The sequence below is a fragment of the Bradyrhizobium cedriense genome, from assembly GCF_054602315.1.
On sequence record NZ_JBTSWB010000004.1, the window covers coordinates 281,974 to 294,998 of the forward strand.

Below are 13,025 nucleotides of genomic sequence, written 5' to 3' on the forward strand. Positions count from 1 at the left end.
GTACGTGCGGCTCTTGCGGCTGGGAGCTTGATCACGCTTCTGGTGCTGTTTCTCTCGCAAGCTTCCGCGCAGGACGCGCGGAACGAGGCAAAGCAGGCCTGTAAGGCGGACTATTCGCGCTTCTGCGCGGGAACGATGCCCGGGGGAGGCCGCATTCGCAAATGCCTCAGCGACAATTACGCGAGCTTGTCCACGGCCTGCAAACAGGCTTTCGACGCGAACCCGCCAAAATAGGATGGTGGGCTAAGGCATGATCCAGGAAAGTGCTCCGCTGCTCCTCGAAAAGATCATGCTTGAACGACGCGCTCAAAGCGCGATGACGATACCTCCCAATCGCATCGCGCTTCAGGTACGTGCCGGCACGCGCGTGATCCTGGCGCCGAGCGCGTTCAACCGTTCCTCGATCCGCTCGTAGCCGCGCTCGATCTGATCGGCATTGTTGATGGTGGAGGTGCCCTCGGCGCAGACGGCGGCGAGCAGCATCGCCATGCCGGCGCGGATGTCGGGCGACGTCATCGTCGCGCCGTGCAGGCGGCTGGGGCCGGCGATGATGGCGCGGTGCGGGTCGCAAAGCACGATGCGGGCGCCCATCGCGATCAGCTTGTCGACGAAGAACATCCGCGATTCGAACATTTTCTCGAACATCAGGATCACGCCCTCGCATTGCGTGGCCGTGACGATTGCGATCGACATCAGGTCGGCGGGGAAGGCCGGCCAGGGCTGGTCCTCCAGCTTGGGCACATGGCCGCCGAAATCGTCCTGGATCTTCAGCGTCTGGTTCGACGGCACGATGAGATCGTCGCCCTCCACGCGGCAAACGATGCCGAGCCGCTCGAAGCCCATCCGGATCGAGCGGAGATGCTCGATGCCGGCGCGCGTGATGCGCAGCGGCGAGCGCGTCACCGCCGCAAGCCCGATCAGCGAGCCGACCTCGATGTGGTCGGGCTGGATTCGGTAGGTCGCCTCCCCCAGCGTCGCCGGCCCATGCACGATCATGGTGTTGGTGCCGATGCCCTCGATCTTCGCGCCGAGCGCCACGAGGAAATTGGCGAGGTCCTGCACATGCGGCTCGGAGGCCGCGTTGCGCAGATAGGTGACGCCCTCGGCGGCGACCGCCGCGACCAGGGCATTCTCCGTCGCGGTGACGCTCGGCTCGTCCAGGAACACGTCCGCGCCGGCGAGCTTGGGCGCTCGAAATTCGAGGCGGTCGGTCGCGGTGACCTTTGCGCCCAACTGCTCCAGCGCCAGCACATGCGTGTCCAGACGGCGGCGGCCGATGACGTCGCCGCCCGGTGGCGGCAGCATCACTTCGCCACAGCGGGCGAGCAGGGGCCCGGCGAGCAGGATCGAGGCGCGAATGCGCACGCAGAGCTCGGGGTCGAGATCGGCGGCGCGGATGCTCTTGGCGTGGATGTGAAGCGTATTGCGGGCCGTCCATTCCGCCGCGGCGCCGACCGAGCGGATCAGCTCGACCAGCGTCTCGGTGTCGCGGATCCGCGGCACGTTCTGAAGTGTCACCGGATGCTCGGTGAGCAGCGCGGCGGCGATGATCGGCAGCGCCGAGTTCTTGTTGCCGGACGGCTCGATCGAGCCCGAGAGCCGGTGACCGCCCTCGACGATGTATTGGATGGGCGCCACGTCGGTTCTCGCTGTCCTGTTGGGTGGGCTGTTTCGGGGCGGAAACTACAGAGAATCGAGCGCGGGAGCAATTGTGCTGGCCCGGACTTGAACCCGTCGGTCCGGGGCCCTTAGAATAGCCCGATGATATTCCCCACCACATAGAGGATGGCGATCAGGATCAGCGCGCCGATCATCAAGAACGAGATCTCAATCGCGATGGCGCCGGAGCCGAGCGTGGCGGCGACCGCGGCAAGCAGCCGCTCTTCCCTGAAGATCAGCGAGAGGACCGAGAACAGGATGGCGAGCAGGCCGAGTGAGATCGCGGTGACCGACGCGGTTTCACCCCAGCTTCGTCCAGCCGACTTCTCGACCTTCGGAGCCTGATACTCCACGCCCTTCACCTTCGCGACCATGCGGTCCTTGATGCGATGTCCGGTGTCGACGATCACCTTGTCCGCCGGCGGCGGCGGAAACACCATCGGCACGACCCAATGCGGAAGCACAGCGGCCATCAGCGCCAGCATGCCGACAATGTTGCCGATGATGCCGAGGCGGCGTGAGGGCGCGGCGGAACTGGTCGTTGCAGAGGCGGTCATGGCGCGAGACTTCCCGGCCGGAATTGGCCTTGTGGGTCACGCCGTTTCGTCGCAATGGCCGGTGGTGAGGTTCAGCCGATGTGCACCCACATCGTCATGGCCGGGCTTGTCCCGGCCATCCACGCTTGCCGCGCGGAACGAAGAACGTGGATGCCCGGGACAAGCCCGGGCATGACGACCATCCAATGCCAACGGCCTAAATATCGATCGTCGCGCTGAGCGAATGTTCCTGGATGAAGTCGCGGCGCGGCTCGACGACGTCGCCCATCAGCTTGGTGAAGATGTCGTCGGCCTCGTCGACCTCCTTGACCTTCACCTGCAACAGCGAGCGCGCATTGATATCCAGCGTCGTTTCCCAGAGCTGCTCGGGGTTCATCTCGCCGAGCCCTTTGTAGCGCTGGAGCGTGACGCCCTTGCGGCCGGCGTCGGTGACCGCCTCGAAAAGGTCGACCGGGCCGTAGACCATGTGCTCGACGTCCTTGCGCCTGAGCTTGCCGGGGCGGGCATAAACGTCCTGAAGCTTCACGGTGTATTCGTCGAGCTTGCGCGCCTCGACAGAGCCGAGAAAGGCGTCGTCGATGACGGCGGCTTCCTTGACACCGCGCACCGTGCGCTCGAACCGGAAACCCTGACCTTCCACGTACTGGCCGATCCAGCCGCGCTCGACCTCCTCGGACTGGTTGTCGAGGCGGCCGGCGATATATTGCGCGGCCGCGGCAGCTTTCTCCGGATCGCCGTAGATCGCCTTGTTCAGCACGCCGGTGATCGCGGCCTGCTCGATCACCTTGCGATTGTAGCGGCTGTGCAAGTTGCGAAGGACGCCGCGAACGACGCGCGCATCGTCAACCAGCGAGCGCAGGTCGCGCCCGGTGCGGTCGCCGCCGGCGCCGGGAAGGAACACGCAGTCGTCGAGGCCGGTGTCGATCAGATAGTCTTCCAGTGCCCGCTCGTCCTTCAGGTACTGCTCGGACTTGCCTCTGCTGACCTTATAGAGCGGCGGCTGGGCGATATAGAGATAGCCGCCGTCGATGATGGCGGGCATCTGCCGGTAGAAGAAGGTGAGCAGCAGCGTGCGGATGTGGGCGCCGTCGACGTCGGCGTCCGTCATCACGATGATCTTGTGGTAGCGCAGCTTCTCGATCGAGAACTCGTCGCTGATCCCGGTGCCGAGCGCGGTGATCAGCGTGCCGATCTGCTCGCTGCCCAGCATCTTGTCGGGGCGCACGCGCTCGACGTTGAGGATCTTGCCGCGCAGCGGCAGCACGGCCTGGAATTCGCGGTTGCGGCCCTGCTTGGCGCTGCCGCCTGCCGAGTCACCCTCGACGATGAAGAGCTCGGATTTCGCGGGGTCCTTCTCCTGGCAGTCGGCAAGCTTGCCGGGCAGCGAGGAGACCGAGAGCGGGCTCTTGCGCGTCAGCTCGCGCGCTTTGCGCGCGGCTTCGCGCGCGGCCGCGGCCTGGATCACCTTGCCGACGATCATCTTGGCTTCGCCCGGATGCTCCTCGAACCAGGCCTGGAGCGCCTCGTTGAGGACGTTCTCGACCACGGGCCGCACCTCCGAGGACACCAGCTTGTCCTTGGTCTGCGACGAGAATTTCGGATCGGGCACTTTCACCGACAGGACGGCGGTGAGGCCTTCGCGGCAGTCGTCGCCGGTCAGCGCGATCTTTTCCTTCTTCGCATTGGCCTCGGCATAGCCGTTGACCTGGCGCGTCAGTGCGCCTCGGAAACCGGCAAGATGAGTGCCGCCGTCACGCTGCGGGATGTTGTTGGTGAAGCACAGCACGTTTTCGTGGTAGCTGTCGTTCCACCACAACGCGGCCTCGACGCCGATGCCGTTGCTCTCGGCGCGCACCATGATCGGCGCCGGCACGATCGCGCTCTTGTTGCGGTCGAGATATTTGACGAATTCCTCGACACCGCCGGAATAGTGCATCTCCTCGCGCTTCTCGACCGCATGACGCATGTCGGAAAGGATGATGTTGACGCCGGAATTGAGGAAGGCGAGCTCGCGCAGGCGATGCTCGAGCGTGGCGAAATCATATTCGACGTTCTTGAAGGTCTCGGTCGAGGCGAGGAACGTCACCTCGGTGCCGCGCTTGCCCGGCGCGTCGCCGACGACCTTGAGCGGTGCGACCGCATCGCCATGGGCGAACTCGATGTAGTGCTCCTTGTCGTCGCGCCAGATCCGCAAGCCGAGCTTGCTCGACAGTGCGTTGACGACGGAGACGCCGACGCCGTGCAGGCCGCCGGAGACCTTGTAGGAGTTCTGGTCGAATTTTCCGCCGGCATGGAGCTGGGTCATGATGACCTCGGCCGCCGAGATGCCTTCGCCCTTGTGGATGTCGACGGGGATGCCGCGGCCGTCGTCGCGCACGGTGACGGAATTGTCGGCGTTCAGGATCACCTCGACGCGCGTGGCGTGGCCCGCGAGCGCCTCGTCGATGGCGTTGTCGACGACCTCGTACACCATGTGGTGCAGGCCGGAGCCGTCGTCGGTATCGCCGATATACATGCCGGGGCGCTTGCGGACGGCATCGAGACCCTTGAGCACGCGGATCGATTCCGCGCCGTAATCGCTCGCGTTGGAGGGTTCGTTTTCGGCAGCGGGCTGCCGAGCAGGTTCTGTCATGAGAGGCCTTCGAGATGTCGCCCGAATCAGCGGCGCAAAAGGCGCTGATTTGCAGGCTATTTGTGCCATGAAAGAGGGTTCGCGCCTAGCGCAAAGTATCTCCTTGCAACCCTTTGAGCAGATAGGGATTTTCGTCCGATTTTCAAGCCTTTCGAAAGCCGATTCTCGGCGCTGCAAAAAGCGCGATTCGAGGGGCGGTTTGGGCTCTCGCAGGGCGTGAATTTTGCGGGGTCGGGAACCGATGGTTCCGGGTTCCTGGCGAAGTTGGCCGGGCACACCGGCTCGGTGCAACCTCCCGCTTGCTTGGGGGAGAGGTCGGCGCGATGCGCGGGGTTGGGCTTTCTCCTCTCTTGGGGACTTCTCTTGAGGAGTTCTCTTGGGGAGTGCCCCATTGCGGAAGCACCCTTTCCCCCTCTCCCGCGAGCAAGCGGAAGAGGGAGCACCGCCTGGCGGCGGCTCAGTACATCTGAAGCGGCAGCACGTCTCCGCTCGGGCCGACCAGAAGGCCCCAGGCCTCGCCGGCAGCAACCGTCAGGGTCTCGGTGTGGACCGGGCGTCCGGACAGGCGCAGGGCGTATTGGTGCTTGCCGGGCGGCAGGTCCAGCATCGGACCCTTCGGCGAATGCGGACCGCCGGCGCCGGCCGCGATTTTCACCGTCTGCTTGTTGATCGTCAGCGACGCCTCGCCTGCTCCCATATTTCCGAGCATGAGCCGCGCTTGTCCCGCCTTCGGCATGATGTCCGCCTTGGCCGCAGCGTCCGCATTCTTCTGCGCCAGAGTGACCGTGGTTTCGCCCCTGGCGCGGCCGAGCTTGAGCACGGCCGGGCCTTGTGGCGAGGCGAAGTCGATCTGCGCGCGTTCTGCGGACACCGTCGCGCCGTCGGTCTTCTCCTGCCAGCCGAGCTTGGACAGCTCCGCACGGTAGAAGGCGAGGACGTCGCCGAGCGGTGCCGGGATGTTGGCCGTCAGCTCGCGGCGGAATGGCGCCTCGTTGCCCGGCATCTTAGTGGTGGCGAAAGATTTCGACGAGCGCTGCGTCGGCACGGGGAGCTGGGATTCGGGATCGGGCTTGAGCGGCTCGGAGGATTTGGCCTGCACCTCCACCTCCGCGCTGGGTGCAGGCTTGGCTGCTTCCGTGACCAGGCCCGATCCATTGGCGCGGACATTCACCTTTGGACCCATCTGCATCACTGTCATCGAGATCGACTTGCCGCCCCTGGAGAACGTCATCACTGCCATGTTGGGCTGGTTGATGACGGAGGGCTGTTCCTTCCAGCCCGAGCCCTTCAGCGCCGAACGATAGAAGGTGCTGAGCACCTTCACGCTCGACGCCGAGGAGAATTCCAGCTGGCCATCGCCGCCTTCGAACCTCACGCCTTCGGCGTTTTCGGGCAGCGGCACCGGCGTCTTGCTGTCGGCGAGCACATTGAGCGGCGCATCGGACAGGGAAGCCGCCTGCGCCTTGCGCCTGGCCTCATCGGCCGCAATGAGCTGCTGAGCCGCACCCAAGGCGTCGCCGAGGAATCTCGCATCGGCTTCCTTCTTCGCCTTGGCGCGGGCGGCAAGCGCTGATTCCTTCACCTGCGTGGTCAGGCTGATCATGGTGAAATCATACTTGCGCCCGAGCCGTAGCACGCCGGTCTCTTCCGCCGAGGAGATATTGATCGCGACATCGTCGCCGGGCGCGAGCGGTGCCTTGCCATCCTCCTGCCAGCCGCGCGCGGCGAGCTCGCGACGATAGAAGGCGAGCACGGCGGGCAGCTCGGCCATCGCCGCCGCCGACATCTCGCGCTTGTTGGAGCTTGCGCCGCCAAGGCCCCGCGCAGATTTCGTCGGCTTGGGCCGCGGCAGGCCGGCCATGTCATCGTCGGCCTCGAGCACCTCGGGCAGCGCGAACGGCGCCACCCTGATCTCGACATTGGTGCGGCCGTCGTCGCGGCGTGTCAGGGTCAGCATCACCGGCTTCTGCTTGTAGAATTGCGTCGTGTCGCCGCCGGGATGGTCGTAGAAGACGCGCACCCCGTTCGGGACGGTCCCGCCGAGCTCGGCGTTCGGCCAGCGTGCCGCCGTTTCGGCCGTGAGCTTTCGCCATCCCATCGCCGCCATCTCCCTTGCGAAGAAATCGGAGGTCGCATCGAGCGCGCCGGGCGCGATGCAGCCGAGATAGGGCCGGGTCTCGTCGAACGCGAGCTCGGTCGCACCATCCGGAAACGGCACGTTGGAATAGATCCGGTTCGGCGTGTAGGACACGGCGGACTGGTCGGACCGGCCGCGCGCCTGCGTGAAGGAGGCACGGAGCCCCTGCCGCCCCTTCTTGAAAGACAGCGCGGTGCTCTTCTCATCCAGCGGGTACACATAGGGCACCCAGCCGTCCGCGCTCAGCAGCTTCTTGGTGGCCTCCGACGCGGCTGCAACCCCGCTCGGCAGGGTGTATGTCACACGATGGGTGTCCGCGCGCGAGGTGTCCTCCACCGCGCCGTCCGGCCGTGGCAAGGTATGGACGTCGACGATGCCGTCGTCTGCCGCGCTCGCGTCACGGGAAGTGCTCGCCATCGCGAGAATGCCGCAGGCAAGCAGCAGCCATCTTGCCGGGGCTTGCGCCCCGCGCCGGATCATCGGCATCGTCAAAACTCCCGGATTGAGGCGCGGCTTGATGCCTGCGCAATTGCAGGCCGCGGCACCATCGGCGCGGCCTCAGACGAGAAGTCGCGGCAGGAACCGGGCAGGTTCAACAGGCGACGCGCGGGCGAACGGCAGACGGGGTTCAATACAGCTGGAGCGGCGGCCACGCCGCTCCATCGCGCCCGATTGCGAGCTCCCAGGTATCGCCGGCCGCGACGGCGAGCGTGTTCGCCGTGGCCGGACGGCCCCGCACGCTCAGTCCGTAGGAATATTTGCCGGGCACGAGGTCCAGCGCGACGGCGTCAGCACCGACCGGGCGCGGGATGGTCCGCTCGTCGATCGTGAGCACGGCCTCGTTCTCGCCGATGTTGCTGAAGACCAGCTTCGCCCGGCCGGGTTCAGGCAGCACGTTCGCCCGGGCCGCGACATCCGAATTCTTCTGCACGAGATGCACCGAGGTGCTGCCGCCATCGCGGTCGAGCTCCAGCGCTGCCGGCCCGATCGGGGAGACGAAGGCGAGTCGCGCGTGATCGGCGGTGACTACCGCGTCTTCCCGCCGTTCCTGCCAACCGAGCTTTCGAAGCTCGGTACGATAGAAAGTCAGGACGTCACCGAGCGCTGCTGGCACGCGGGCTTCGAGCCTGGTCCGGAGCGGAGCTTCGACGCCTGGCATCACCGTGGTGTGGATTCCGCGATAGCTGTAGCGGGTTGGCGCGGGCAGCCTGGCCGCGGGGTCCAGCGTGAGCGCGGCGGGGAACAGCGGCGGCAGATTCGACACGAAGGCGCCGGCGCTTGCCGCGAGCAGGCAGCTTCCGAAGAGGGCGAGGCCGCACGCAATGAGTTGCCATCGTGCCGGAGCTTGCGCTCCACGCCCCACCGTCGCCATGCTCATGCTCCAAGGATGTCGCGCATGTCTGAAATCATGCGCGATGGCCGCATCTTGCAGCCTCAAGCAGCTAGTCGCTGATGGAAACGGGCGGGTTCAATGTGGCGGCCTACCTTCGGGCCGAGACTCGTCCGCTCTCGACGTCAAAGACTTCGCCGCCTGCGCCGAGCGCGGCGAAGGCGGCAGGATCTGCACCGGTCAGCCAGACCTGCGCGCCGAGCTTCTTCAGCTCGTCGAACAGCGCGGCGCGCCGGTTCGGGTCGAGATGCGCGACGACCTCGTCGAGCAGCAGCAGCGGCACGATGCCGGTCATTTCCGCCACCAAGGTCGCATGCGCCAGCACGAGGCCGATCAGAAGCGCCTTCTGCTCGCCGGTCGAGGCATCGCGCGCGGGCATGCTCTTCGGCGCATAGACGACCTGGAGGTCGGTGAGGTGCGGGCCGTCGGTGGTGCGGCCGGCAATTGCATCGCGCGGGCGGTTGTCGCGCAGGATCTGCCGGTAGCGGTCCTCGACCGACGTCGCTGTCTCGTTGAGCAGCGCGTTCTCCATCCAGCCGTCGAGCGCGATTTGCGCAGACGGGAAGGCGGAAGCCTGCGCGCGCGCGTTGAGCATGCCGGTGAGCCTTGCGGCGGTCTGGCCGCGCGTTGCCGCGACCGCGACCGCAAGCTCCGCCGTCTCGCGCTCGATCGCGTCGCACCAATGGTCGTCGTAATTGCGCGTCTCCAGCAGGCGATTTCGCGAGCGCAGCGAGCGCTCGAGTGCGTTGATCCGGCTGGAATGCTCACTGTCGATCGCGAGCACCAGGCGGTCGAAGAAACGCCGGCGCTCGGAGGCGGCCCCCATGAACAGCCCGTCCATCGCCGGTGTCAGCCACACCATGCGGATGTGATCGCCGAACGCGCTGGCCGAACCCACCGGCTCGCGGTCGACGCGGCACCGCCGGCTCACGGCGCTGTCGGGCCGTGGCGCATCGATGCCGGTGCCGAGCGTGGCCAGCCCCAGCGCGCCCTCGACCTGCGCCGACACCGCCCAGGAGCCGTCGCCCTGGTTGTCGGCGACGTCTTCCAGCGTCGCCCTCCGCAGGCCGCGTCCCGGCGACAGGAACGAGATCGCCTCGATACAATTGGTCTTCCCCGCCCCGTTGGGTCCGACCAGCGCCACCATGTCAGCCGCCGTCTCGAGCCCCGCCGCCCGATAATTGCGAAAATGCGTCAGCGTCAGGCGATGAATGCGGGAGGGGGTCATGATGTCTTTGTCATCGGCACGCATCAGCGGCGCCGCCCTTCGGACGGCTATTCCCGGCCATGACGGATGTAGTCAATACGCGGAGAGGCCGGTAGGCCTCACACCCGCATCGGCATCAGCACGTACAGCGCGCTCTTGTCGTCGCGGTCCTGCACCAGGGTCGGCGAGCCGGGATCGGCGAGCCTCAAGGTCGCGACGTCGCCTTCGATCTGGGCGGCGATGTCGAGGAGGTAGCGGGAGTTGAAGCCGATATCGAGGGCGTCGGAGGCGTATTCGACTTCGAGCTCCTCGGTCGCGCTGCCGGAATCCGGATTGGTCACCGACAGCACCAGCTTGCCCGGCGAGAGCGACAGCTTGACCGCCCGCCCCCGCTCGCTGGAGATCGTGGAGACGCGGTCGACTGCGTTCTCGAAATCCTTCTTGTCGACGGCGAGCTCCTTGTCGTTGTTCTGCGGGATGACGCGGCCGTAATCGGGGAAGGTGCCGTCGATCAGTTTCGAGGTCAGCACGACGTTACCGATGGTGAAGCGAATCTTGGCCTGCGACAGCTCGATCGTCATCTCGGCCTCGGTGTCCTCGATCAGACGCTGCACCTCGCCGACGGTCTTGCGCGGCACGATCACGCCGGGCATGCCCTCGGCGCCCTTGGGCTGCACCAGGTCGAGCTGGGCGAGGCGGTGGCCGTCGGTCGCGACGCCGCGCAGGGTCGCAGCCTTGGCCGTGCCGGCGGCGTGCAGATAGATGCCGTTCAGGTAATAGCGCGTCTCCTCCGTCGAGATCGCGAACTGCGTGCGGTCGATCAGCCGCTTGACGTCCTTGGCGGCGAGCGAGAACGAGTGCGACATGTCGCCCGCGGCCAGATCCGGGAAATCGTTCTCCGGCAGCGTCTGCAGCGTGAAGCGCGAGCGGCCGGCGCGGATCGCGAGCACCGCCCGGTCGCCATCGGCCTCCAGCACGATCTGCGAACCATCCGGCAGCTTGCGCACGATGTCGTAGAACATGTGCGCCGGCACGGTGGTGGAGCCGGCGGTCGCGGTTTCCGCCGGCAGCGTCTCCGTCACCTCGAGGTCGAGGTCGGTGGCTTTCAGCGATAATTTCGCGTTTTCGGCGCGGACCAGCACGTTGCCGAGGATCGGAATCGTGTTGCGGCGCTCGACCACGCGGTGGACATGGCCCAGCGACTTCAGGAGTTGCGCGCGTTCGACCGTAACCTTCATTGCACTACTCGCCCGATCCCCAGATGAAAAAGCCGGACGGCCGAGAAGCCCGCCGCGGCACCGCAAGACCCCAAAGCTGAGGCCATCCCGCCGATATGACCAAAGCCGTCAGGGTCGCGCAAGGTGGCGCGGAAAGCCATCCGTTTCAAGGGATTGGGCGGCAGTTCCCCACGATTTACCGATGTTTCGTGCCGAAGCGCGACGTGCCGGTTGGCGGCGAACTCCGTCTCCGGGCGTCATGGCCGGGCTTGTCCCGGCCATCCACGTCTTGCACTGCTGGACCGGGAGCGTGGATGCCCGGGACAAGCCCGGGCATGACGATATCCCATGCGGCCCAGGCGCTTATTCCTGAAGCTGGCGCTTCAGCGACTCCACCTCCTCGGACAGCGCGGTGTCCTTGGAGACCAGGGCCTCGATCTTGCGCACCGCGTGCAGCACGGTGGTGTGGTCGCGTCCGCCGAAGCGGCGGCCGATCTCGGGGAGCGAACGCAGGGTCAGCGTCTTGGCGAGATACATCGCCACCTGCCGCGGGCGGACCACGTTGGCGGTGCGGCGCGAGGAGAGCAGGTCGGAGCGGCTGACATTATACTGCCGCGCCACCACGCGCTGGATGTCCTCGATCTTGATGCGCTTGGGCTCCTGCGGCCGGACCAGGTCGCGCACCTCGTGCTCCGCCATCTCCAGCGTCACCGGCCGGTTGTTGAGCTTGGAATGCGCGAGCAGACGGTTGATCGCGCCTTCGAGGTCGCGGCCGTTATGGGTGATGGTGCGCGCCAGATATTGCAGCACCTCCTCGGGCACTTCGAAGGTCGCATGATGGGCGCGGGCGGCGGCGACGCGCGACTTGAGGATGCCGTGGCGCAGCTCCTCGCCGAGCGAGCCCATCTCGACCACGAGGCCGCCGGCCAGCCGCGAGCGCACGCGGTCGTCGAGGCTCTCGAGATCGGATGGCGGACGATCCGCCGCGATCACGACCTGGCGGCCTGCGTCGATCAGCGCGTTCAGCGTGTGACAGAACTCGGCCTGTGTCGACTTGCCCTGGAGGAACTGGAGATCGTCGATCACGAGCACGTCGATGCCGCGCAGCGCTTCCTTGAAGGCGAGCGCTGTCTGCGTCTTCAGTGCGGCGACGAAGCCGTACATGAATTTCTCCGCAGTGAGATACAGCACCTTGCGCTCGTTGCCGGAATTGCCGGCCCAGGTCACGGCCTGAAGCAGATGCGTCTTGCCGAGGCCGACGCCGGCATGGATGTAGAGCGGATTGAACATGACGGGATCGCCGCGTCGCCCTTCGGCGACCTGACGCGCGGCGGCATGCGCCAGCGTGTTGGAGCGACCGACGACGAAGCTCGCGAAGGTCAGGCGCGGATCGAGCGGCGAGCCGCCGAGCGCGTCGTGACTGGCCGAGACCGGCGCGATTGCGGTCGAGCGAAGCTCCGGCGCCGGTACGCGGCGCGCTTCGACCGGCGCGGGCGCTTCCTTCGGCTGCACCGCCGGGCGCACGGCGGTTCGGACCGTGAGATCGATGCGATGCACTTCCGGCATCTCGGCCTGCCAGCACGACAGCACGCGCTCGGCATAATGGGCCTGGATCCAGCTCTTCAGGAATCGCGTCGGCACCGAGAGCCGCACGCTCTCATCCTGCACGCCTTCCAGATCCATGCGTGCAAACCAGCTCGTATAGACGTCTTCTCCAACGCTCGAGCGCAGCCGACCCTTCACGCGTGACCAGCGATCCTGTTCCATTGTCATCGTCAGAAAACTTCTCTTGAGAGATATAGTTGCGTTGTGAGCGCCATGCAGGGTTCCTGCCACGGTCCCTGACGTGGCGCGACCTCGAGCGAGTCCATCGTCAGGCATGGCTCGACCGTTCGGCGGGAATGCCGCGTCAGATCAGCGATGTCAGAGATGGAGGGGTCGCGAGGTCAGCGCGTACTCGGCGCTCCGTCATACGCGGGAGGCTGGAGATCCGACGGAGCTGGAACGGCATCGATGGAATAGGAAACGTGCTTCAATACCGCGTTGAGTCCGTAAGACATGATACCTCCCCGTCCTGCCGTGATCGCTCACGACAAGGTCCTGCGTGTCCTGAAGACAACCGCGCCGTACTCCTGTCGCGGATGCCTGCCCAATGTACTGGTCGTCCGCTCGACTTCGCCACCTCGCGTGCCGGGGTAGTTTGCGACGTCTCTCATGTGCGCATTG

The 13,025-nt window shown here is 66.1% G+C and carries 8 protein-coding genes; all 8 read right to left on the reverse strand.

All coding sequences use genetic code 11. From position 1 onward, the window contains the following. Positions 1–345: 345 nt before the first annotated feature. Complete coding sequence (gene murA / locus ACYCVF_RS18050) at positions 346–1,638, reverse strand: UDP-N-acetylglucosamine 1-carboxyvinyltransferase (protein ID WP_459598504.1); 1,293 nt, start codon at positions 1,636–1,638, stop codon at positions 346–348. 110 nt (positions 1,639–1,748) lie between these two features. Next, positions 1,749–2,216, reverse strand: a complete 468-nt coding sequence (locus tag ACYCVF_RS18055) for a hypothetical protein (RefSeq protein WP_459598506.1) — start codon at positions 2,214–2,216, stop codon at positions 1,749–1,751. A 196-nt stretch (positions 2,217–2,412) separates the two neighbouring features. Further along, positions 2,413–4,848, reverse strand: a complete 2,436-nt coding sequence (gene gyrB / locus ACYCVF_RS18060; protein ID WP_459598508.1) for a DNA topoisomerase (ATP-hydrolyzing) subunit B — start codon at positions 4,846–4,848, stop codon at positions 2,413–2,415. A 457-nt stretch (positions 4,849–5,305) separates the two neighbouring features. Further along, positions 5,306–7,471, reverse strand: a complete 2,166-nt coding sequence (locus tag ACYCVF_RS18065; protein ID WP_459598510.1) for a hypothetical protein — start codon at positions 7,469–7,471, stop codon at positions 5,306–5,308. Between the two features lie 142 nt (positions 7,472–7,613). Beyond that, a complete protein-coding gene (locus ACYCVF_RS18070; RefSeq protein ID WP_459598512.1) occupies positions 7,614–8,357 on the reverse strand; it encodes a hypothetical protein in 744 nt (247 codons plus the stop codon). Positions 8,358–8,466: 109 nt separating this feature from the next. Beyond that, complete coding sequence (gene recF, locus ACYCVF_RS18075; protein ID WP_459599666.1) at positions 8,467–9,603, reverse strand: DNA replication/repair protein RecF; 1,137 nt, start codon at positions 9,601–9,603, stop codon at positions 8,467–8,469. 98 nt (positions 9,604–9,701) lie between these two features. After that, positions 9,702–10,820, reverse strand: coding sequence for a DNA polymerase III subunit beta (dnaN, locus tag ACYCVF_RS18080; RefSeq protein WP_459598514.1), 1,119 nt, complete (start codon positions 10,818–10,820; stop codon positions 9,702–9,704). Positions 10,821–11,162: 342 nt separating this feature from the next. Further along, positions 11,163–12,572 carry a chromosomal replication initiator protein DnaA gene (dnaA, locus tag ACYCVF_RS18085; RefSeq protein ID WP_459598516.1) on the reverse strand — a complete coding sequence of 470 codons (1,410 nt, stop codon included), beginning with the start codon at positions 12,570–12,572 and terminating at the stop codon, positions 11,163–11,165. Positions 12,573–13,025 lie beyond the last annotated feature (453 nt).